Genomic DNA, 23,851 nt, shown 5'->3' with positions numbered 1-23,851 from the left:
TTTTTTTGATCTCGCTTTCACGAAAAACGAAATTAAAAGAAGTTTATGTCTTATTTAATGCGGTACGAACGCTTAAAAAACATAAATATATTAGCTCAATATGATTACAGGAGAAATAAAATCACAAATAGATGCCATCTGGAATACATTCTGGACCGGTGGAATATCTAATACAATTACCATTGTCGAGCAACTTACCTATCTCATTTTTATCAAAGATTTAGATGAGACCGAAACGCGTAATGAGCGAATGGCGAAGCGTCTTGATAAAGAATTCACCCCAATTTTTGGACCAGATCAACAAGACTTTAGGTGGAAGAATCTGAAAGAGATAGATGTACAAGCGCGACACAGTATATTCACTAATTCTGTGGATGGTATTTTTCCTTTTATTCGAAGTCTGGGTAGCGAAAAAAGCTTGTTTAGCACCTATATGAAAGATGCCTCTTTTGGTATCAACAAAGCTGCGACGCTAGATCAGGTGATGGAAAAGCTAGAGCGTTTAGATATGTCTAATCAAGATATTAAGGGAGATATTTATGAGTACCTCCTTTCTAAACTAGAAGGTGGTGGTACAGCCGGCCAATTTAGAACACCCCGCCATATTATTAAGCTTATGGTTGAAATGATGCAGCCTAAACTTGAAGATACTATTTGTGACCCTTCTGCGGGTACTGCCGGTTTCTTAGTGGCTGCCAAAGAGTATATTGATAAGCATTATGACATTACAGAGCTAGACAGAAATAAAGAACATATCAATAAGCATATGTTTAACGGTACCGAGTTTGACGCCACAATGCTACGTATTGCCTCGATGAACCTGTTTCTACACGGAGTAGAAGAACCTAATATTGTAGATGTAGATGCGGTAAGTAAAGATAATGAGGTGAGTGATGCATATACTTTAGTATTAGCAAACCCTCCTTTTAAGGGAACAATAGATAAAGAAAGCATTGCTCCTGGTTTGAGTAACGTTACTAAAACTACTAAAACCGAATTACTCTTTCTAGCGCTTATGCTACGCCAACTTAAAAAAGGAGGTCGTGCGGCAGCGATTGTACCCGACGGAGTTCTTTTTGGCAGCGGAAAAGCCTTTAAAAGTATACGTAGCGAGATTGTAAATAATCATAAGCTTGAAGCGGTGATCTCTTTACCGAGTGGGGTTTTTAAACCCTATTCCGGGGTGAGCACAGCCATTCTCATTTTTACCAAAACCGATAATGGTGGTACAGATCACGTATGGTTTTACGATATGAAAGCCGATGGTAAAAGCTTGGATGACAAACGTAACTTACTGGTAGATGAAGAAGCCTTTAATAATTTTGCGTTCTCGAAAGCCTTAACCCAAGAAGAGCTTGACGCCTTAGCGAAAGACCACGACAAATTTAACTTACCCCAAATTTTAGATCAATACCACTATTTAAAAAGTGACTATTGGGGTAAAATGCATACCCAAGAAGGTGAACTCTTACACGTGAACGATATCCCGAAAAACCTAGGGTTTGATCATTTTATGGAAAGTACTTGCACGCACAATTATGCAGACCGTACCTCACAATCTTTTTTAGTACCCATTGAAGAAATTAAAGAAAATGATTGGGATCTTTCCATCAACCGATATAAAGAAATTGTTTATGAGGGAAATAGTTAGACATTTTATTTGATTTTATTTGCCTGTAATTGACTGTAAATCAAATTACTGTTAATAACTCTTGAGTTTTTACTTTCTCTTGGTTATCCGATTTTCATACTTTTATTACACCTAATTTACACCTCAAAATTATTTTTTACACCCGAGGTGTAAAAATTTACACCTGTTATGAAAGTCCATCTAAGAAAGAAGAAATTGAAAAGTGGAAAAACAAGTCTTTATATTGAATACTACAAAGGTCATAAGACCACCGCTGAAGGTAAGATTAAGCATCTTCGAGAATTTGAGTACTTAGAGCTTTATCTAACTACTAATCCGACAAAGGTTTCTGAAAAGAAGAAAAACAAAGAACAGCTTGAACTGGCCGAACAAATCTTGGCCATAAGGAAGGCTTCAATCTATCAAGGGAAATATAAAATCCAAAATAATTCCAAAGGAAGGACAAGTTTTCTCGATTTTTATGAGGAAAAGAAAGAGGAACGCTATCAGACAAAGGGCAATTATGACAACTGGGATGCTGCTCAAAAACATTTAGAAAACTACTGCCCAAACCATATTTCATTCAACGAAGTTGATATTGACTTTATCAAAGGGTTCAAAAAGTATCTTGATACCGTTGCTGTTACAAAAAGTAATAAGAACTTATCCCAGAACACGAAGCATACCTATTTCAATAAGTTCAAAGCGGCTATGCGAGCTGCGTTTGAAGAAGGGTATTTGAAAGAAAACTTAATCGCAAAAGTGAAGGGGTTTGCGATGGGTGAATCCAAAAGAGAATATTTGACCTCTGATGAATTAAAAAGGCTTGCAAAAACCCCTTGCAACATTCAGGTTTTCAAAGATGCTTTCCTATTTTCTGCCTTGACAGGGATAAGATGGTCGGATATTCACAAACTAACCTGGTCCGAAGTACGGGACGAGGGAATTGATAAGTCAGATAACGAAATTTTCCGAATAGTTTTTAAGCAAAAGAAAACTGAAGGAATGGAATATCTATACATATCAAAACAAGCGAGAAGATTATTGGGGAAACGTTCCGAACCAAAAGATAGGGTTTTTACCAACTTGCGTTATAGTGCCTATATGAATCTTCAATTGCTTCGTTGGTGTATGGCTGCCGGTATTTCGAAACATATCACGTTTCACTCTGCACGCCACACCAATGCAGTCTTACTACTCGAAAATGGGGCAGACATCTATACGGTTTCAAAACGTTTGGGGCATAAGGAAATAAGAACTACTGAAATTTATGCCAAGATTATTGACAAGAAAATGAAAGAGGCAGCAAACTTAGTCCCCAAACTGGACCTGGATATTTTAGAAACTGCTGTTTAAATTTAAAGCCAAAACCTCCTTTACTTTGAGATAAGGGCGCTTTAGTACTGTTTCGGTGGTCTAATTGTTAATAACTGTCAGTCATAGGTGTTTTCCCCAATGATTTGGGACGGTAAAATCCATCATTAGATTATCAATTAAATGAGGCTAATTAAATTTGAACTCATTTATAGTCAAACAAGTCTAATTGGAATTACTACATTAGACTGGACATAGAGTTGAATGAATATTATTGCAAGTTGTTAACTTAGCAATCATGAGACGTAAAGCCAAACATTACACTTTAGAGTTTAAGCAAAAAGCAGTAGAATTAAGTTACGCCAAAGGCAGTGTAGCACAGGTTTGTGAGGACCTGGATATCTTACCTGCTGTTCTTTACCGGTGGCGTAAAGAGCAAAAGAATTATGGTAAAAATAGTTTTCCCGGCCGTGGTAACCCTAAAATGACCGATCAACAAAAAGAGATAGCCCGTTTAAAGAAACAGCTCAAAGAAGCCGAATTAGAACGTGATATCTTAAAAAAGGCGATTGGCATCTTCTCCGCGAGCGACAAGAAAAATACAGGTTCATAAAACAGCATCGTATGAAATTTCCTGTTGAGAAGATGTGCACTATGTTAGCCGTGAGTAAAAGCGGTTATTACCACTGGTTGAAATCTGGTCCTAGCACCCTTTGGAAAGAAAATCAGAAGCTCTCTTCATTAATCAAAGATATATTTGAAGATAGTCACCAAAGCTATGGAGCTCCTAGAATAAAGGCTGAATTGAAAGCTTTGGGCTTTAAGGTATCAAAGCCTCGGGTAGCCCGTATAATGAAGGCAAACTATTTATACGCTAAGAGGAAGCGTAAGTTTAAAGCCACCACCGATAGTAACCATAAATATCCCATAGCACCAAACTTGTTGAACCAATGCTTTAATGTAGCCAGGGCTAATCAAGTATGGGTAAGCGATATTACCTATGTTCAGACCAATCAGGGTTGGAGTTACCTAACAGTGATCATTGATCTATTCAATAGAAAAGTTATAGGATGGGCTTTAAGTGATACCCTAAATACTGAGGATACTGTTATAAAAGCTTGGCAGATGGCTATTAAAAATACCACACTAACACAACCTTTGATATTCCATTCAGACCAAGGTATCCAATATGCCAGCCAAAGATTTACTAATCTACTTAAAAGCTATAATGACCTGGTAAAACAATCGATGAGTAGAAAAGGTAATTGCTGGGACAATGCCGTAGCTGAATCCTTTTTTAAATCTCTGAAAGTAGAATGGGTATATTGGCATAAATACAAGCTTAAATCACAGGCAGAGTTATCTATCTTTCAGTGGATAGAAACCTGGTACAATACCAGAAGAAGACATTCCTACTTAGGAAACAGAACTATTAAAGAATTTGAAATAGATATGTATAATCAAAAACTAGCAGCATAGTCACTCAACTTAAAGTCCAGTTTTTTGTTGCAAGTCCAAATCGTCTTATTCAATGATATTTGTGAATAAGTAATGTAGTTGTCCAGCACTTTCTATTTAGCATATTTATACCTTTAGTTTCTGAATTCTACTATAAGAAACTACGCGCTTTATAGAGTTCAACATATTGAACTAATTGTTATGGATATTATTGAAATTCAAGAAAAACTCGATAGAATTGAGCGTTTGTTGTTAGGCTCTAAACAGGTGCTTACTCTGGACGAGGCTTGCGAGTACACCGGAATTTCACGCAGCTATCTATACAAATTAACTTCTGCCGGAATTGTTCCCCACAGCAAGCCAAATGGCAAACTCATTTTTTTTGATATCAATCGCCTCAATGAATGGTTGCTTCAGAACAATCGAAAATCTAAGTCTGAGATTCAAAATGAAGCGTTAAGTTACATCTTGAAAAAAAGATAAAATCAATAATCCCATCTGTAGCTTCTATATTCTTTTGTATGTAATTGTTTACCAACTGTGAACATCTTCGACTGAAATTTTAACATTTCTGATTTTCATTCCGCTACCTTTACCACCATATAATTTGCATATGGTTTTAAAGGTCAAATGGATAGATTTCAAAAGTCAAATCGATAAATACATAATTGAGGGCGAAGTCCTTCTTGAAAAATATAAGTCTTCAAGAAGCGAAGAAGAATTTACCGAATTAAAAGATGCAAAGCAGTCTTGGGAAAATACTGTGATAAGCTTCGTTAAAAAATCTTTTGAGCCGGAACATATTAATTTCGCTTATGAGTTCAGAGCTCAGAAAGGCTATAATCTGGGAATGAAATTAGGGGTTGACCAAAAGATAAAAAACACTATTCAGGCCCTAAAGGATGAAATAAACGGGCTTAACTACTACCTGAAAATTCTTTTTATTTCAGATGCCATTGTGCGACCTGATGAAATTGATTTGAACGAACGTCAAAATCTGGACACCGACGGCATACTCGACCTTATTCTTTCAAAACTATACGACCTTTACAAAGATGGAAAATACCATTCTTTAAATTTGATTCTTGAAGGTAACGGTGTAAAACTAAATGGTCGTAGCGAAGATTGGGATTATGGAAGGATGCTCGAAAATCGGGGATTCATTGAATGTATGAACGGCAGAAACGTAAATGCCAAACTAAAATTAGAAGGTAAATATGCCATAGAACAGGCGAGAAAAAGGCAAGTTACAGACTACTCAAAAATTAGCAGTTCTGATGAAGAACTAAAGGAACTGATAAAACAAGTACTCTCAGAAATTGAAAAATTAGGTTATGGTCAACAGATTATTTTCGATGAATTTGATGAGCTACGTGAAGATATTCCGAACCTTGACAAAAAATCATTTGGTCAACTTCTCAAAGCTAAATTATATGATTTGGTAACTCAAGAAGCTTTTGATAAAGCTATTGCCAGCGAAATATTCAAGCAATTTACTGACCAAATATTGCCATTTTAGCAAATGAAGCTATTCGCATCAATAAGAAATAGTATCAAGGCTTTTTTTCGCAAAAAACCACAGCCTGAATATGAAGTCACAGAATTCGTGATTTCAGATATTCGGCAAATAGACGGTTCATCAAAAATTTCATTTTTTGTAAATAATACTGAGTCTGATGTAAGTGTGACCAGAACCTTTGAAAATGAAGACGATGTTATTAATTGGTTAATGAGCAATGATAATTTTAAACAAATGTTATACAGAAAGCTATTTTCATCATCCTCTGTCATCCATCATTGTGGCGTAAAAGAACCAATTACTGAACCTAAAAAGAAACCTGGCGATATTGATATTCTTATTTACAATGCAGGCGATGAAAGTAATGCAATTGGGATAGAATGTAAAATAGTAAAATCAGAATCCTTAGAAAATCAATCGCCGAAAATCAACAAGATTACAAGCGTTCAGAAAAAAGGAACAAAGCAAGCAGATGGATACATAAAGATAGGTTTTAGTAAGGTCTTTTTAATGGTCATATTGCTGGACGATGGCAGGCACTATAGAAACCAAAATTTCGTATTCAGAACAACACCGACTGATAAATTGAAAGAACTCTATGACTTCGACTGGAACACAAAAATGAATAAGGAAGTTGGAATAATCTATGCCTATGTCAATCAACTTACATCAAACCATATTAATCAGACGAAAGGTCTGGGTATAAGGATTGAACGAGAAGCTAAAGAAAGAATTCAAGATAAAAGATTAACTAAAAAAATTAAAAACCTTAATTACTAAGTATTAGTTGAAGAAAGAAGGAATTTGCAGAATTTGCGGTAATTACGGAAAACTTACGTTTGAGCACGTTCCACCTCAAAGCGCCTTCAATTCTAAACCTGTATTATTTCAAAAATCTGTTCATATACACGACAAAAACAGTTATTTATACGGTAAGAAAATTCGAAGTAATCAAGGTGCAGGTGGCTATTACTTATGCAAATCTTGCAACAACCTTACAGGTAGTTACTATGGGGACAGCTACAAGAAATTCGCCTATAAGGGAATGATGGCGTTGACCAATCGAGTTTGGGCATCAAGGGTCATCACTTTTGAATACGCCATACAACCTCTTAACGTCTTGAAGCAAATATTGTCTATGTTTATGGCAATTGACACCAGTGACCAACTGCTACATTTAGAAGGGCTTTCAAGCTTTCTATTGAATAAAGATTCACAAACATTTCCTAAAAATCTAAGAGTTTTTATTTATCATACATCCACAAAACAAGTTAGGAATGGTTGGGGAATGGCAAGAACCAGCAAAGGGTATCATTATCTTGGTGAAATAACCTATCCGCCTTTCGGGTTGGTCTATTCTTTAGACTCTGAGCCAACGCGCGATGATTTTTTTGAGATTACAGATTTCAAAAATTATAAGTTCAACCAAACTGTTCAAGGCAGGTTGAGCATACCGTTTCTTACACCAAAAACCTATATTCCTGGCTTGTACAATTAAGTTTTAAAGATATGGCCAAAAACGAACCAATAAAACAGCATTACATTCCTCGCTCATACCTGAAAAATTTTGGCGTTGAAGGAAAAAACGGCAACTATTTTGTTGATGCCTACAAGTTAGAAGATGAATTTCTGTTGAAACAAATCAGTACAAAAAGTATTTGCTTCAAAAAAAATCTTTACACAATTCCGAATGCTGAAGTAGATAGAAAATACGATTTAGAACATCACTATGCTGAACACGTAGATTCAGAATTTCCCAAAATATATAAATTGCTCGTTGATGAAAATGTGAAAGTATTGACCCCTGAGCAAAAGAGACAGGTATTATACGTGTGTCTATCCCTTTACTTTAGAACACCAAGATTTCTTAATCATCAAAATGCCTTTACAGACCAAATTTTAGATAGAATGACATTACACGCCGATGAAAAAGGCGATGTGAAATTTACGTTCGAAGAAGAAAGGCACGAGTTCAATATGAAGGATATTGATAAAGTTAGACACGAATTTAAAGAGCGAAACAGAATTAAATTCTTGGTGCAACATTTAGAAAAATGGAAAGAGTTTGTGGACTTCAAATATGATTGTACGATAAATGTACACCGAATCAATGACAAAAATGCACCATTGATTACCTGTGATAATCCAGTTTCTATCCGCGGTATCAAATCAACTCGATTCGAAGGTCTTTTCAATCCTGACTCTGTAATAACTTTGCCTTTAGATACTCAATATTATTTGGAAATTTTCCCTAACAATATCGCTGACGGTCAAACCAGAATTCATAGAATGGTTCACGATAGGGATTACGTTTTTACTACAAATGCAATAGTTCAGAGTAATGCCGAGAAGTTGATAATTGGAAAGCCAGGAACAATAGAAACTCATTTCAAAATTCAATCAAGTTATGAAGACGCTGAAAATGCAGAAGAATTTGTTGCGAAAGCAAAATTCAAATTAGAACAGATGCAAAAGTTCGATTTGCTTTGCAGAAAAAAAGGGTTTACTTCTAAAGAAGCAATCAGTCAACTCAAAAAAATGTTAAGCCATAAATATTTTAAAGATGAAGATCAACTCATTAATTTAAAAAGACTTTTGACAGCAAGTGGTCATTGGCATTAATTAAATTGAAGGAAACCGTAGAATAGTAGAACATAGGTAAACTCTTGTTGATTAAATAATAAATTTTAAGCGATTTAATGCGGCAACATATCCTTAACCAAGCCATATAAAAAAGTCCCTACGACTGCTCCAACAATCACAATCAAAATAGAAACGTATCCTGCACCTATCAGTACATACATAGGTCCTGGGCAAGCACCTGCAAGCGCCCATCCCAGACCAAAGATAATCCCACCTATTAAATATCGAGCAACGCTTTTATTCTTAGGTTTGAGACTCATTTCGCTACCATTCAAGGTTTTGATATTCTTACGTTTTATGACTTGAACGCCAAGAATTCCGATAACCAAAGCTGAACCTATTATACCATACATATGGAAGCTGCCAAACTGGAACATTTCATAAATACGGAACCACGAAGCTGCTTCGGATTTGAACATTATGATTCCAAAGAAAATACCAATGGCCAAATATGTGATGTATCTCATTTTTAAAAGATTAAAGGATAAATTAAATGTATCATTACCAACCCACCGATGAAGAAACCTATGACAGCTATAAGTGAGGGCAATTGCAGATTGCTCAATCCGGAAATTGCGTGTCCCGATGTACAACCTCCTGCGTATCTTGCCCCAAAACCAACCAATAGGCCACCTATTAACAATACCACGATGATAAATGGGTCACTCAATGCATCTGTCGCAAAAATTTCTGGCGGCAGATAACTTTCGCCTGCACTATTTATTTGATAATCATCTGAGAGTTGCTGTGCGATTTCAGGATTGATTTCTACCGTATTGTCGCTCATATAGTTTGAGGCTAAAAAACCACCAATAATTGCACCCAATACGACCATCAGGTTCCATCGCTCTGCTTTCCAATCGAATTTAAAGAAATCTGCTGCTTTTCCTGCTCCAAGGGCTGCACAGGCCGTGCGTAGGTTTGATGACATCCCAAATTGCTTTCCTACGAGCAATAAAACTAACATCACAAAAGCAATAAGAGGTCCCGCTACATACCACGGCCAAGGCTCATATATCCAATTCATTTTAATTAATTTGAAGCAAATATGATATTTTTACGAAAGTGATTCTGTAACAATAGTTACAGAAGTGATGATTAATTTCAGCTAACTTATAAAGTAATAGAGATAATACGACTAAAAAACTTAATTTCAATATTACTTTATATAATTAATGTATATAGGAATATTTTTTATGGGCATTAGGCATCGGCCGTTATAAGTGTGGGCTTTCTATTTTAATTATTTTGGTGTTTTAGGATTAGAAGTGGAATCTTTTTAATAAAAGCATAAGATTTTTCTTACTTAGGTAACAAAGGTTACATATCGGCTTTACACTTTTCTTTATTTTTGTCATAATTGTGAAAGCTAAAACTTACATACCAATTTTACTTACATTCATTTTTATGGCTAAACTTATTGCCGTGGATGCAAATGCTATGGGCTTTATTTTTGATAGTGGTATGACAGTTGTCAAGCCATTTTGCAAAAAGAAAAATTCCCCTAAGAAAATTAACAATGCAGAGGATTTTTCAATTTCTCAAAAGGACGTATCCAATTCGCAAGTTTTAATTCTTAGCAGTCTTTGTAACCCGCAGTTTCAATTTGAACTGTTCTCTTGGGAAACAAGTTTTTCAGAAAACATCGCAACTATCAGCGAGCATTTCCCTTCCAACCTAAGTTATCACTATTTAGATAACGATTCACCACCACCTCGTTTGGCTTAGTCCAACTCCCATTTTCAAAATTTAAAGTCGGTGCTTCCGTAATGGTTCTCTGTATCCATAAAAATATGACAGGATGAACTATTACGGACAGTCACCGCACAAATCAAAACATTTTAAATATCATTTACAATGGCGACAAAAATTTTAATCAGTCGTCGTTCCATTCAGCTATTGCGCATAATGGTAAGTGGCATTTTTCTCGTAGCAGGTTTAACCACCTTGTGAATGTAGAAAAAACTGCCCAGCGTATAGAACAAGCAAGCTTTAAAGGTATCGCGCTTTTTTTTTGGCGAACCTCAATGGCTTGTAATCCTATCCGGTATCGTAATGCTTGTAGCAGGCTTCCTGTTTCTAATCGGATACAGGACAAAATGGGCGGCTATTGTATTGATGGCGGTCTTAATCCCCATCACATTAACTATTCAAGTGGGTCAAATAACAACGCTTGGACCTTTATTTAAAAATATAGCAATCTTCGATGGACTTCTTTTTTTTGTATTGAACGACACCAGTAATCTTCTAAAATAAAAAAATGAAAACGTATTTATTAAGTTCAATTCTTTTGGTGCTAACCCTGTTCAGCATAAACAAAACACAGGCACAGCAAATGGACAACGACACAAACAATTATGTGGTACTGACCAAAAAAGTGCCTCAATTACAACCCATAATTCTAACCGCCGAAGCCCTTAAAGCGGAAGAAGGCGATGCCTTTGGCGATTTTCAAGTCATCATATGCGGAAAGGAAATAGGCGATATCACGAACGTTGAAAAAATGGGCAATTTTATTGAAAAAGCCGAAAAAGCAGGGGTACACATTATAGCTTGCGGTTTCTCACTGAAAAAGTTTAAAGTCGATAAAACAAAAGTCCCTAAAAAAATTGAGGTTGTCGATAACGGAATTCTTTACAATTTTCAACTTCAAAAAAAGGGATATAAAAGCATTAGCCTATAAGAATCTAAAAAGCAAAATTTACAACTATGAAAATTTTTAATAGAGTTTTGCTGATGATAATATTGATGGCACCGGTTGCTTGCAAAACAGAAAAATCAAATAAAATGGACAGGACCGGCACAGCGAAGGATACTTTGAGTATTACCGTACTTCAAACAGCCGATATCCACGGGCAACTCGACACACATCCTGAACTGTTCTGGGAAAACGAAGAGATCGTGTTTAAAGACCGTGGAGGACTTGCCAATATCAAAACTCTTTTTGAACAGGAACGCCAGAAAAATCCAGACCGCACCATTATCATTGATGGTGGCGATTTGATTCAGGGCAGTGGTTACACAGCGCTGTCAGAAGGGAAGGTTATGCCGGAACTTATAAAAAATATGGGCTATGACGTTATCATTCCTGGCAACTGGGAAGTGGTGTACGGTAAAGATGTAATGATGGATGCAATGAACGGTTATGAAACAGATGTCATAGCCCAAAATATGTACCACGAAGAAAGTGACGAACTTTTGTTCCCAGCTTATTCCGTCAAAGAAATAGAAGGCGTACGCATAGGGTTTATGGGTATTAATGACCCGGACGTACCCGTGCGTCAAAACCCAATTTTCAGTAAAGGTATAGGATTCAGTGGTTTGACTGAAGATTTGAGAAAGCAAGTGGACACTTTTAAGGTTAATGAAAACCTTGACGCACTCTTTTTGGTAACGCATATCGGTATTTTCAAACAGGTGGAACTTGCTAATAACCCTATTTCAGAAAATGTGGACTATATATTGGGAAATGATACCCACGAGCGTGTGCGAGAACCCATTCAAGGTAAGTACGCTAAAGTCACCGAACCTGGTGCATTCGGTTCTTTCGTTGGTAAACTGACACTTCATTTTATTGACGGCAAATTAGTGGGTGACGAATATGAACTTATTGACGTTGACCCAGAGGTCTTTCCTGCAGATGAAGAAATTCAATCTTTGGTGAACAAGGCCAAAGCACCTTACAAAGACCATCTGGAAACAGTGATAGGATATACTACAAAACCTCTCTATCGATATCTTACCGTAGAGAACCCTATGGACAATATGATTACAGATGCGGCTCGCTGGAAGACGGGTGCAGACATATCTATTTCAAACGGATTTAGGTTCGGTAACCCAATAGTTCCCAAAAACGGTAACCCTGCACCCATTACGCGCGCAAATCTGTGGAATTTACTGCCCGTGAATGAAAAGGTGAAAACAGGAAGAGCTACGGGAAGACAGATAAAGGACTGGCTGGAAAAAGAAATGCACAACGCATTTGCGCAAGACCCGACCGAACGATTCGGTGGTTGGCTGGTACGATTTTCAGGAATGAAGGTCAACTTCAACAGTCAAGATGAAAAGGGTCAAAGAATCAATAGTATAACCGTAAACGGCGAACCAATGGAAGATGATGAATATTATACCATTTCGGCCTGTGTACGCCCTGGCGACCCAGTTGACAACCTTTGCAGGATGTCAGGTGTTGAGGATGTTGAAGTAAAAGACTATACCATTCACGATGTGGTAGAAGAATATCTTCAGGAAAACTCGCCCGTTTCACCAACATTGGAAGGTAGGGCGTATTGCGATTATCTGGGACAGTATTCTTTCTCAACCGTGCCTAAAACTGATTACGAATTTCAATAAAACTTTAATGATGGAAGAGAACCAAAAAGACAAGAACATTAAAAAAACCTGGATTCAGTACGGGATATTTGCGATAGTGGCCATAACACTTTACGCCACGGGTTTACATACCGAAGTTATAGGTTTTGTGCAACGTGGGCTGCTCGCAACTGGCTTTATGAATCCAGATGTAGAAGTAATTGCACAAAATAATAGTGATGTAGAAACTGTTGAGAGTTCCGCTTTCGCGAAAGCGGATTATAACTTAAAACTGCGCGATGCTAAAGGAAATGTTGTATCGCTGGAAAAGTACAAAGGCAAGGTCATCTTTTTGAATTTTTGGGCCACGTGGTGCCCACCTTGTGTGGCAGAAATGCCGAGTATCGAAAAATTATACAAGGATATGGGGAACGACGTAGTCTTTGTAATGCTCTCCTTTGACAAAAATTTTGAAACGGCCAAGGCCTATATGGAGCGGAAGGACTATGGACTACCCATTTATGAGCAAGCTGGCCCTATGCCCGCTGTTTATGAATCGACCGCGCTGCCTACTACGTATGTGATTGATGCTGAAGGAAACATTGCCCTTACACATAAAGGTATGGCAGATTATAACAATGAAGAATTTAGGGAGTTCCTGAATAGTTTAAAATAGATTTTGTTCTGAAATGGGGATGGATTCTTACCAATGCCCATCCTTTTTCGGAGTAACTAATAATATATAGCAAAGTATGCGATATCATAAACTAACGATTGTATTTGTCCTTGCTCTAATCAGTCATTTTGGGCATTCGCAAGTTATGGAAGTCCCCAAATGGAATGTGGAAGTCCAAGAAAATAATATTGTTGAAGGTGATACAATAACCGTGTTTTTCGAGGCTAAAATTCCGGAAGATTGGTATATGTATTCAAGCGACTTTGACCCAAAACTTGGGCCAATGGTTACGGAATTCAATTTTTACGAAAACGAACAATTTGAGCGACTGGGAAATGTTGAAGCCATAGGGCAAAAGAAAAAATATGATGAGCTGTTTGAGGGTGAGTACACCTATTTTACAAAAAAAGCAAAATTCAAACAGCGATTTGTTATCCATTCAGAAAGTCCTGATATTAAAGGGCTGGTTTCCTATCAGATATGTTCAGATGTCAATGGCCAATGTATTCCCTTTGAAAGTGACGTTGCTGTATTTAACAATGTTCTCAAAAAACCATTAGATACGGCCAAGAGCGATGCCGATGCCTCGACACCTATGGTCCTCGAAGCCTTTGACAATGATTTTGAGACCACCGAGACCGAAGGACAGGGTTTATCTTTTCTTTTGACATTCTTTTTCATATCCTTTGGCGCAGGTCTAATAGCATTACTTACGCCTTGCGTGTTCCCAATGATACCGATGACGGTAAGTTACTTCACAAAATCCAATACGAGTCGTAAGAAGGGAATTGCCTATGCCATTTTGTACGGCGTTTCCATTATAGCGATTTACACTATCGTTGGTACTCTATTTTCGGTATTGTTTGGTGCAGATTTCGCTAACTTTTTAAGTACGCACTGGATCCCAAATCTATTTTTCTTTGCGATCTTCATAATATTTGCGCTTTCCTTTTTTGGTCTGTTTGAAATAACACTGCCCAATAAATTTGTTAATAAAATAGATTCAAAATCGAACAAAAGCGGTGTGCTGGGTATCTTTTTTATGGCATTTACTTTGGTTCTGGTCAGCTTTAGCTGTACTGGACCAATTGCTGGAACTATTCTGTTACAAGCCGCTAATGGCGATACTATACAACCTATTGTGGGAATGCTGGGCTTTTCCCTGGCGTTTGCATTACCCTTCACACTCTTTGCGGTCTTCCCAAATTGGTTAAAATCTTTACCTAAAAGTGGTGGTTGGTTAGATACCGTTAAAGTGGTACTCGGTTTCATAGAATTAGCACTGGCATTAAAATTTTTCAGCATTGTGGACCAAGTTTACCATTGGGATATATTAAACCGCGAGGTTTACCTTGCCTTATGGATTGTTATATTCGCTTTTCTTGGGTTTTATCTCTTGGGGAAAATCACATTTCCTCACGAACAAAAACAACAGAAGACATCGGTAGGCCGTATAATTTCGGCATTGTTGGTTTTCAGTTTTGTGGTTTATCTTATCCCAGGTTTAGTAGGTGCGCCCTTAAAAGCATTGGCCGGTTATATGCCTCCGTTAAGTTCACAAAGTTTTGTGATGAACTCACCTCAAGTCACTTCCATTTCCAACAATACGATGAAAACCGCAGAATGTGGAGTGCCGAAATACGGAGACCTGCTAGAATTACCATTGGGTATTCAAGGCTATTTCGATTATACTCAAGCTTTAGAATGCGCAAAGAAACAAGATAAACCGCTGTTTATAGATTTTACCGGTCACGGTTGTGTAAATTGTAGGGAAATGGAAGCAACTGTTTGGTCTGATCCAAAAGTACTTAAAAGGCTAAAGGAAGATTATGTTGTCGTGGCACTTTATGTTGATGAAAAGACTGAATTGCCCGAAAAGGAATGGTATGTTTCTGCTCACGATGAGCGCTTGAAAAAAACCATAGGAGGCCAAAATCTTGATTTTATGATTCAGCGGCTCAATGCAAATGCTCAGCCCTATTATACTTTGGTTGATACAAATGGTTCTTTATTAAATGCGCCAAAAGGATATGATTTGAGTGTGCAGAACTTTGTTGAGTTTTTAGACAATGGTCTTGAAGAATTTAAAATTAGAAACACAAAAGACGTTTTAGTGAACAGCGATTCCGAAGGTGTAAATCATAACCCAATTATAAATTGATCGTAACCAATTTCGATAAAACACAAAATGTCATTAACACTAGAAGATTAAATTGATGAAACTAAATGTATTGTTTATAAACGACGTGCACGGATACCTTGCACCACATCCCGAACTTTTCTATGATGAAACCGGAGAGATTATTGAGACTGCGGGTGGTTATGCAAGGATTGCCAGCGTAGTGAAAGCCATCAGAGAAGGAAATCCTAATACATTGCTCTTTGACGGTGGCGACACCTTATACGGAACAAAACCTATTGTAGCTTCAAACGGTATGGCTATGGTTCCTATTTTAAATGCTCTTAATATCGATGCCCTGGTGGGACATTGGGATTTTGGTTACGGACCAGACCAATTAGAGAAAATCAATAAGCAGTTAGATTTTCCTATGCTAGGTTGCAATGTATTCACCATAGACGGTGATCATTTTTTGCAACCCACGGCTATGTTCGAAAAAGAAGGTGTGAAAATTGGCGTTGTGGGTCTTTGCTCGATGATTATCGATAAAGTGATGCCGGAGAAGATGAGCAAAGGTCTCCAATTCACTTCTGGGGTGGAAGAGGTTCCGCATCATATTAAAGAACTAAAAGCCAATGATGCAGCTATTATCATAGTGCTATCCCACAATGGCTTTCCCCAAGATGTTGAACTACTCAAGAGAGTTGACGGCATTGATATTTGTTTGAGTGCCCATACCCACAACCGGATTTACAAGCCCATTGAAGTCAATGGTGCAAAAATTGTCCAATGTGGATGCCACGGCGCCTTCGTTGGTAATTTTACAATTGAACTTGAAGATAAAAAAATCAAAATTTGCGATTATGAAATGCTCAAAGTGGATGATTCCATACCCGAGAACGAAGCGATGGCACAACTCGTGAACAAGTCACTAGAGCCTTATGAAGATATGCGCAATAAAAACATAGGACGTACAAAGACGGTATTGCATCGGTATAATACCCTTAACTCCACTATGGATGAATTGTTACTAAAGGCCACAGCTCACGCTACTGATACCTCAATTGTATTTTCCAACGGATGGCGATACGGTGCACCAATTCCTGTAGGATCTATAACTGAAAATGACCTGTACAATATCGCCCCTATGAATCCGCCCCTTTCTACCGTAGAGCTTACGGGCAAAGAAATAAAACAGATGCTGGAAGAGAACCTTGAGCGTACTTTCTCTAGCGATGCATTTAAACAAATGGGCGGCTATGTGAAACGCGTTTTGGGCCTGCAAATCAATATGCGCATAGAAAACCCTACCGGACATCGTATCCAAGAAATATATTACAATGGCAAGCACCTTGAAATGGATAAAACATATAGGGTTAGTTTCATCACTATACAGGGCGTCCCCAAGAAATATGGAAAAAATAGAATAGAACATCCTCCAAAAGCGGTGGAAGCTATGAAGATGTATTTAAAAGTACATCCAGATTTTAATTCTGACCCAATTGGAAGCTTTAGATTGGTATAAAGGATAAATGGTTTTTAAACATCTTATTTATTCCTACAAAACGTATGACTTCAGCTTTTCCCTTATGGAAATTTCCCTCGGAAAGTTGGATGGTTACTTCCTTCAAAAACTCAAATTCTAATTGTGGAAACTCCTCCTTGATTTCTTCTACTGAAAATAACATTGCTTCATTTTTGGGGCCACCAGATGGGTTTCCCAGTTGCGCTTTCGCAAACGCTTCAAAAATCACAATGCCTTCAGGTTTTAAATACTGTAACAAGTGCTTGTGTGCTTTATTACGAATAGACGCGGGAAAATGAGCGTAGGATAAACCGATAACATCAAATTGTGTCTCACTCCGAAATTCCAAAACGCCTGTAAGTTCGTACGTTATGGATACTTTCCGCTCTTTCGCCAAACGCAAGGCCTTTGCCCTGCCTTTCTTACTAATATCAAAAGCGGATATATCCCAACCTTGGGAAGCGGCATAAACCGCATTACGGCCTTCGCCTTCGGCAGGAAGCAGTATATTTCCAGATTTAAGTTTGTCGAGCTGTTGTTTAAAGAATCTGTTGGGTTTAGTACCGTATCTATATTCATCAGCACCGTACATTTTGTTCCAGAAATCGGCTGGATATTCTTTCATAAAAATCTTCTCGTTTTTTGTTGATACTGCCTGTATTCGGGAAAGTGTTTCAATAACAACTTTTCTTCATACTTTGATTTGAAATAAAACAGGATGAGCAATGTAATAGATATTAGTGCCTTATAACTCGACTGATTGTAGAATGCATATCCCAATCCACAAAAAATCAAGGCGGTGTATATAGGGTGTCTCGCAATCCTGTAAGCACCTGTGGTAATCAATGTTCCGTTTGAAGTTGGTGTTGGGAAAGGCGAAAGATTTGTATTGAGTTGAAGCAACGCAACTGCCCCCAAAATCACACCTAAACACAGTAAAACCAAACCCGAATAGCGTAGCCATTCGGGAAGGTGTGTAGAAACTATTTTTACCGGTAAAAGATATATGACGAACAATGACAATTGTATTGCTACGTACATATAATCTCGATATGACGGTTTATTTTTTATCAATTAACTTTTTAATTAAAATATCAATTTTAATCCAAGAAGGATGAAAGCATCCAAACCAGTTTTTCTTGCTGAACAATATAATCGCTCATCAAAGCAACAGTACCTTCGTCATTGGCTTCGGAAGCCATATTTAATGTAATTCTTTCTTTTGCCAGCAATACCTTTAAGGCTTCAAGAGAACCTTATCAACTGCTTGTTCGCCATTGGTAATATTTTCGGCAGGTTTTATTTCGGAAATCTTAAGATATTTTCTAAACGAATGAACGGGCGTTTCGCTCAAGGTAAGAACACGTTCTGCGATTTCATCTATTTTAAGTAATGCATCGTTATAAAGCTCCTCAAACTTAAGATGTAACTCAAAGAATTTTTTTCCTTTGATGTTCCAATGAAACCCTCGTAGGTTCATATAAAACTGCTGATAATTTGAAAGCAATTCATTTAGCTTTTCAGCAATGATTTTTGATTTATCTATGTCTAATCCTATGTTGTTTTTGCTTATAGTTTCCATATTCTAATTTTTAAAATCGTTAATATCTTCACTTAAATCATAGACAATAGTGCCTTTTATCTTTTTTTGAAGGATACTGCTTCCCGCTGCACTACGATAGCCACCGGCACAATGCACCACGATAGGCTTGTCCGTCGGGATTTCATCGGCTGTTTCTCGCAACTCATTCAATGGATGAGAAACGGCACTATCAAAAAACTTTCCTTCTTCTACCTCACTTGTATTACGAATATCGACAATGGTATAGTTATCAGGGTTTTTCTTGAAATCTGCCAAATCCAGCTTTTCGGTTTTTACCAGATTTTCATTAGCAAGCGTGATGACTTTTGTAAGCTGTTTTTCGTAGCCGATTTTTGCCACGCGGTGTAATAGGATGTCCTTATTTTCGGCGCTATCTATTACGAGGGTAAATGCTTCTTTAGGCTCAACAATAGAACCTAACCACGTCTCGAACTTCGCATTTTCTGAATTTGCCTGTATGTTGATACTTCCCTTTAAATGACCTTTTTTAAAGGTAGCTTCTTCCCGAATATCGACTATAAGTCCTTCAGCAGTTGTCTTTTCAGTAAATGGAATATCCTCGATTGAAGGTTGTAAATCAGCTGCACCGGCTTTATTGATATCCACGTCAAAGCCAAAATAGGACGGAATAAACGGCTGGCCATCGAGTATGGTGTCCATAAATTCTTTTTTGGACTGTTCTTTAAAAGCCCAGTTGCCCATACGTTCATTGCCCAAGGTGCTACTGTTGGCATCCCTCAAATTTTTTCCGCATAGCGAACCAGCACCGTGTGCGGGATAGACCACGGCATCATCTGGCAAGTCGGTAAATTTATTTTGGATAGTGTCATACATCATCTCGGCAAGTTCCTCTCGTTTTGCTTGCATATTTCCTGCCTTTTCACGCAAGTCTGGACGGCCTACGTCGCCAATAAATAATGTGTCGCCCGTAAACAATGCCGTGTCTTCGCCTTCGGTGGCCACAATGGTTATACTGTCTGGCGAATGTCCAGGTGTGTTTATCGCTTTGAGGGAAATTTTTCCCAATCTAATCTCGTCGCCTTCATCAAAGGATTGATGCGGATAGTCAGCGCCCAGTTTTTCACTATTGTAAATGGTTGCACCTGTCTTTTTATGGATTTCAAGATGCGAACTCACAAAATCGGCGTGTGGGTGGGTTTCTATTACGGCAACGATTTCTGCGTTGTTCGCTTTCGCGAAAGCGTAATACTGCGATGGGTCGCGCTCTGGGTCAATGATGGCTACCTTACCTTCGCTTGCGATGGCATACGAATAATGTGCCAGCGGTTTGTATTCAAATTGTTTGATGTTCATAATTTCCAAATTTTATATAAAAATAAAAAAGGTCACAACCAATGGCTGTAACCTTAGATACACAACTCTAAATTTCAAGCGTTTATTTTCTTGGACACGTATTCAATCCTACCAACTTATACAGCGGACAAAAACTTATAAAACTGGTCAATAGAAATACGGCCGATAGCGCAAGAAGAACATACGCCAAGGTACCTTCGATAATTCCTTGCCAGTATAGCACACCTACCGTTATTGCAATAATGGTTCTGATAATGCGGTCTGCACCGCCCATATTTTTTTTCATAATCATTTATTTAAAAATTGTATTGACAAAACAAGTCCTGTAACTATTGCTGCACAAAGGATACAGACAATGACCAATTTTTTTATTCTTTGCCTGTCCAATGCTATACATCCTTACCTTTCAACATTTTGTTCCAATATAGGTAGGGAAGTCCGTATTTTTTGAGCATCCATAATCTCCAATGTTCTTTGGAACTATCAGAAATAAATAGGTTTTTCAATTTTGGGTCTGGAATAAAATTTTTATCATAGTCAAACTCTGCCAATACCATTTTTCCATAGTCGGTAACGAGTGGGCAGGAAGAATAACCGTTATATGATTTCTTGCCCATTTTATCGTGTTGAATAAGCAAATCGATATTATCTACCACTACAGGTACTTGCTTGCGTATGGCGGCTCCCGTTTTTGCTGTCGGTAAGCCGGCCACGTCTCCCAGCCCAAAAATATTTGCGTACTTATTATGTTGCATTGTGTGCTTATCCACATCCAACCATCCAGCATCATTAACCAAATTAGACTCTTGAACAAATTTAGGTGCTACAGATGGTGGTGCGGTGTGCAGCATATCGTAGTGGATGCCCGTAAGCTCGCCATCTTTTTCTACTTTTACACCATTGTCTTTGTTGTGATAGCCTTCGTGTTCGGCCATTTTGTACCAAGCTATCTGATTGGGTCCGTCAATTTTTACCAGCTGGTGGCCCAGTCTTAAATCAATGTTTTTTCGGTCAATGACTTTCATTAGGGTTTTGGCTATTTCCTTTACCCCAAAAATTACGGTACCTGCGGTGGCAAAAACCACTTTGGTGTTTTTTCTTACCCCAGATTTTTGAAAATGGGACTCTGCCAGATACATTATTTTTTGCGGTGCACCACCACACTTGATAGGTGTTGTAGGTTGCGTGAAAAGCGCTGTATCTCCCTTAAAATTCTTTACGACGTGCCACGTATGCTTGGGGTCTGTATAGTTACTACACACCACACCATTATCTATAGCATCTCCCAGTCCGGGAACCAGACTGAAATCATAAGTGAGCCCGGGTGACACGACCAGATAGTTATAGGTAATATCGCCACTTACCTCTGTATGTACCGTGTTGTTGTCTGCATCAAAACCTGGTGGCCTTGTCCATTATCCACTTTGCACCTTTAGGCATTACGTCTGCCATAGGCCTGCCCGTTTTATCATAGTCGTAAGTCCCTGCACCTACGAGCGTCCAAGCAGGCTGATAGTAATGCGTATCTGCCGGTTCAATGATTGCGACACTATTGGATTTTTTCTGTTTTAAGAGTTGTGCGGCCACCATAATACCGGCGGTACCGCCACCTATAATGAGCACTTGATGATGCGTTGCCATAGTTTTTGTATTTTTAAATCTTTTAAAGATATGGGTTGTTATCTTAAGGATTGGTAACCTTTGTTACACATCTCGCAATCGATTGAAATAATTCTTAAATTTATGGCATACGCCAAGACCTATTATAGCCGTACTGACCACGTCTAATTACAAATTTATTTCGTGTTTATATTAGTTCCATAAAATGAATATTCCTTTTGAATGTCCGTTATGTTTCATAAAAGAGTCGTCACCTTGAACTTGACTCAGGGTCTCACTTAATAACCTTTGATTTTAAGAACTTTGTGAGATTCCGAATCAAGTTCGGAATGACGCAGAGATTAATTATTGCAGATAGTGGATTATCGATATTCCTTTAACTATTAATAAGTATATTTACTAGCCTCAAAATAATTAGGGAACCATCAAATATCCCTCACTTTCTAAAATTGGTAGGGTTAGCAATGCCGATAAGGTAACTTCCCAAGATGGGTTCAACTCGTCTTGTTCAATTTTCATACCTGCCACAGTTTGTCCACATAAGTATAATTTGACCCCGGCATCATCAAGTGCTTTTACCAGATTTGTGTTGGGGTTCTTCTTTTGGTGGCGTTTTTCGTAAGCTTGGTCGGTCAAACTTATGGCAATGGCTTTTCCGTGAACTACCGCCGCTATTTGCACGTTTTGATCGGGTATCCCAGCGGCTTTTAATAAATTGAGTTCCCTTGCAATTTTCCATAACCTCATATTTACTCCTTCTTTTTCTGCATTATTATCTATGTTGAACACTAACTTATAGGTTTTTTTTACATCGGGCTGGAAACCCAGGTCTTTATTAAAATGGATTTTTCCGTAACCTTTAATTCTCGGATTGCTCCATTCCTGCGCCATAATTATTTGTGTGAAAAGGAGTAAGATACCCCAAAAAATTGTTTTCATAGTATTTCTGTTTATTGTTTAGTAATTAATTGTTTAAAATAAGTGAATCTTAGATCGGTTTAGGAAAGCTCTTTAATTATTTAGCTGTTTTTTTGCATTTACCGCTTCTATAGCCATTCCGTTTTTAAGGGTTGAATTTCCTTTTAAAACAACTTGATCTCCGCTATCAAGATTTCCGAATATTTCTATCATTCCATCTTTAGAGATTCCCGTTGTAATAGGAATCATTTGAATTTTACCCGACTTGACCTTTGCGATTAAGGTTTGGGTTGGGGTGGTTATAATGCTACTGGCAGGAACTTTTAAAGTAGGTTGATTACGCCTTAATTGCAAATGAACCTGTGCATAGGCTCCAGCACTTAAGATATTAGCTGAATTATCATAATCAAATTCAACCATTAGCGAACGTAGCTCAGGATCGAGTGCCCTACTGCTACGGGAAAAACTGACCGGAAACTTTTTTCCGGGAGCACCATTCACAGTAAAACTGGCCTTGGTATTTGCAGAAAGGGCATCTGCGTGTTTCGAAGGAATAGCCACTACCAGGCGCAATTTATCTTCCCGCGCCAATTTTAAAAGTGGTTCCTTTCCGCTTCCTACCAAGGCACCTGGGGAAACAAACCGGCTGGTAACCACCCCATCAAACGGCGCCTTGATATTACGATATCCCGCCAACTGCGCAGCGGCCGCTACTTCTGCTTTTACAGCACTCAAAGCAGCACTGTCACCCATAAAACGCGTTTTGGTCTGTTCAAGTTCTATTGATGATATTGCACCTTCAACTTCAGAAGCTCGGTTCATCCGTTGGTAGTTTTGTGCACTAAAACTTAGCTTTTCAGCTATTTCACGCTGCTTTGCCCGGGCGGCCAATAATTTTTGTTGAATTTCCGGAGCTTCAATATTTAATAAAATTTCTCCTTTTTTTACTAAATCTCCTCGATCTACATTTAGCTTTTCAACAAAACCTTCAATTTTGGCATATAAAGTCACCTCTTCATAGGGTTTTAGTTCACCGGGAAGGGAAAGTTTATATTTTAACGTATCACTTTTTACGTTGGTAACCTGATAGGTAGGTTTTAAAGGTTTATCTTCCTTCTTTGCTTTGTTTTCAGCATTACCACACGCCATTAAAAGAAGGGTAAGTAAGGAAAAAGAAATAGATTTTATGTAAAATTTCATT

The 23,851-nt window shown here is 37.9% G+C and carries 22 protein-coding genes and 3 pseudogenes; 15 read left to right on the top strand and 10 right to left on the bottom strand.

Annotated elements, in window-relative coordinates; all coding sequences use genetic code 11:
- Positions 1-100: 100 nt before the first annotated feature.
- From MED217_RS05780 to MED217_RS05740, 8 genes are all read left to right on the top strand, one after another.
- The gene (locus MED217_RS05780; RefSeq protein ID WP_009779549.1) at positions 101-1,651 is read left to right on the top strand and encodes a type I restriction-modification system subunit M; all 1,551 of its coding nucleotides are present in this window, start codon (positions 101-103) and stop codon (positions 1,649-1,651) included.
- A 168-nt stretch (positions 1,652-1,819) separates the two neighbouring features.
- Complete coding sequence (locus MED217_RS05775; protein ID WP_009779548.1) at positions 1,820-2,986, top strand: site-specific integrase; 1,167 nt, start codon at positions 1,820-1,822, stop codon at positions 2,984-2,986.
- A 232-nt stretch (positions 2,987-3,218) separates the two neighbouring features.
- Positions 3,219-4,423 (top strand): IS3-like element ISLbl1 family transposase gene (locus MED217_RS05765; protein ID WP_154648898.1). Its coding sequence is split into 2 segments (ribosomal slippage): positions 3,219-3,498 and positions 3,498-4,423, totalling 1,206 coding nucleotides; the frame shifts between segments, so codons are not numbered across the junction.
- A gap of 180 nt (positions 4,424-4,603) precedes the next feature.
- Positions 4,604-4,885: a helix-turn-helix transcriptional regulator gene (locus tag MED217_RS05760; RefSeq protein WP_009779547.1), complete on the top strand. Its 282-nt coding sequence runs from the start codon at positions 4,604-4,606 to the stop codon at positions 4,883-4,885.
- Positions 4,886-5,015: 130 nt separating this feature from the next.
- Positions 5,016-5,921, top strand: a complete 906-nt coding sequence (locus MED217_RS05755) for a hypothetical protein (RefSeq protein WP_009779546.1) — start codon at positions 5,016-5,018, stop codon at positions 5,919-5,921.
- A 3-nt stretch (positions 5,922-5,924) separates the two neighbouring features.
- Positions 5,925-6,701 carry a hypothetical protein gene (locus tag MED217_RS05750; protein ID WP_009779545.1) on the top strand — a complete coding sequence of 259 codons (777 nt, stop codon included), beginning with the start codon at positions 5,925-5,927 and terminating at the stop codon, positions 6,699-6,701.
- A 7-nt stretch (positions 6,702-6,708) separates the two neighbouring features.
- Entirely contained in the window at positions 6,709-7,419 is a 711-nt protein-coding gene (locus MED217_RS05745) for a hypothetical protein (protein WP_009779544.1), read from the top strand.
- A gap of 11 nt (positions 7,420-7,430) precedes the next feature.
- Positions 7,431-8,543 (top strand): DUF4238 domain-containing protein, encoded by a 1,113-nt coding sequence (locus MED217_RS05740; protein ID WP_009779543.1) that lies wholly within the window; start codon positions 7,431-7,433, stop codon positions 8,541-8,543.
- Between the two features lie 74 nt (positions 8,544-8,617).
- On the opposite strand, the gene MED217_RS05735 is transcribed toward MED217_RS05740, so the two are convergent.
- A complete protein-coding gene (locus MED217_RS05735) occupies positions 8,618-9,031 on the bottom strand; it encodes a DUF6691 family protein (RefSeq protein WP_013071261.1) in 414 nt (137 codons plus the stop codon).
- 2 nt (positions 9,032-9,033) lie between these two features.
- Positions 9,034-9,591 carry a YeeE/YedE family protein gene (locus tag MED217_RS05730; protein WP_009779541.1) on the bottom strand — a complete coding sequence of 186 codons (558 nt, stop codon included), beginning with the start codon at positions 9,589-9,591 and terminating at the stop codon, positions 9,034-9,036.
- Positions 9,592-9,971: 380 nt separating this feature from the next.
- On the opposite strand from MED217_RS05730, the gene MED217_RS05725 reads away from it, so the two are divergent.
- The 7 genes and pseudogenes from MED217_RS05725 (at position 9,972) to MED217_RS05695 (ending at position 17,195) form a co-directional block, all read left to right on the top strand.
- Positions 9,972-10,292, top strand: a complete 321-nt coding sequence (locus MED217_RS05725; protein WP_009779540.1) for a hypothetical protein — start codon at positions 9,972-9,974, stop codon at positions 10,290-10,292.
- Between the two features lie 129 nt (positions 10,293-10,421).
- Positions 10,422-10,820: pseudogene (locus tag MED217_RS05720) on the top strand (DoxX family protein).
- 4 nt (positions 10,821-10,824) lie between these two features.
- Entirely contained in the window at positions 10,825-11,247 is a 423-nt protein-coding gene (locus MED217_RS05715) for a sulfur reduction protein DsrE (RefSeq protein ID WP_009779538.1), read from the top strand.
- A 26-nt stretch (positions 11,248-11,273) separates the two neighbouring features.
- On the top strand, positions 11,274-12,917 hold the full coding sequence (locus tag MED217_RS05710) for a bifunctional metallophosphatase/5'-nucleotidase (RefSeq protein ID WP_009779537.1): 1,644 nt from the start codon (positions 11,274-11,276) through the stop codon (positions 12,915-12,917).
- Between the two features lie 10 nt (positions 12,918-12,927).
- Complete coding sequence (locus MED217_RS05705; protein WP_009779536.1) at positions 12,928-13,551, top strand: TlpA family protein disulfide reductase; 624 nt, start codon at positions 12,928-12,930, stop codon at positions 13,549-13,551.
- A 76-nt stretch (positions 13,552-13,627) separates the two neighbouring features.
- Positions 13,628-15,712 (top strand): protein-disulfide reductase DsbD family protein, encoded by a 2,085-nt coding sequence (locus MED217_RS05700; RefSeq protein WP_050759318.1) that lies wholly within the window; start codon positions 13,628-13,630, stop codon positions 15,710-15,712.
- 55 nt (positions 15,713-15,767) lie between these two features.
- Entirely contained in the window at positions 15,768-17,195 is a 1,428-nt protein-coding gene (locus MED217_RS05695; protein ID WP_009779534.1) for a bifunctional metallophosphatase/5'-nucleotidase, read from the top strand.
- Here MED217_RS05695 and MED217_RS05690 read toward each other — a convergent pair.
- The 8 genes and pseudogenes from MED217_RS05690 to MED217_RS05645 form a co-directional block, all read right to left on the bottom strand.
- On the bottom strand, positions 17,182-17,820 hold the full coding sequence (locus MED217_RS05690) for a class I SAM-dependent methyltransferase (RefSeq protein WP_009779533.1): 639 nt from the start codon (positions 17,818-17,820) through the stop codon (positions 17,182-17,184). The genes MED217_RS05695 and MED217_RS05690 overlap by 14 nt on opposite strands.
- A complete protein-coding gene (locus MED217_RS05685; protein ID WP_009779532.1) occupies positions 17,817-18,236 on the bottom strand; it encodes a methyltransferase family protein in 420 nt (139 codons plus the stop codon). Before MED217_RS05685 ends, MED217_RS05690 begins: the two co-directional genes overlap by 4 nt.
- A gap of 59 nt (positions 18,237-18,295) precedes the next feature.
- Positions 18,296-18,777 (bottom strand): annotated as a pseudogene (locus MED217_RS05675) (Dps family protein).
- Positions 18,778-18,780: 3 nt separating this feature from the next.
- Positions 18,781-20,112: an MBL fold metallo-hydrolase gene (locus tag MED217_RS05670; RefSeq protein WP_009779529.1), complete on the bottom strand. Its 1,332-nt coding sequence runs from the start codon at positions 20,110-20,112 to the stop codon at positions 18,781-18,783.
- 82 nt (positions 20,113-20,194) lie between these two features.
- Positions 20,195-20,398, bottom strand: coding sequence for a YgaP family membrane protein (locus tag MED217_RS05665; protein WP_009779528.1), 204 nt, complete (start codon positions 20,396-20,398; stop codon positions 20,195-20,197).
- A gap of 103 nt (positions 20,399-20,501) precedes the next feature.
- Positions 20,502-21,753, bottom strand: a pseudogene (locus MED217_RS05660) (FAD-dependent oxidoreductase).
- 393 nt (positions 21,754-22,146) lie between these two features.
- A complete protein-coding gene (locus tag MED217_RS05650; RefSeq protein WP_009779525.1) occupies positions 22,147-22,671 on the bottom strand; it encodes a DsrE family protein in 525 nt (174 codons plus the stop codon).
- Between the two features lie 72 nt (positions 22,672-22,743).
- Positions 22,744-23,850, bottom strand: a complete 1,107-nt coding sequence (locus MED217_RS05645; protein ID WP_009779524.1) for an efflux RND transporter periplasmic adaptor subunit — start codon at positions 23,848-23,850, stop codon at positions 22,744-22,746.
- Between the last annotated feature and the right edge of the window lies 1 nt (position 23,851).

Origin of the sequence: Leeuwenhoekiella blandensis MED217 (assembly GCF_000152985.1) — a bacterium.
Lineage (GTDB): Bacteria > Bacteroidota > Bacteroidia > Flavobacteriales > Flavobacteriaceae > Leeuwenhoekiella > Leeuwenhoekiella blandensis.
The sequence above is the reverse complement of the archived record's forward strand: the minus strand, read 5'-3'. Positions and strand labels throughout refer to the sequence as shown.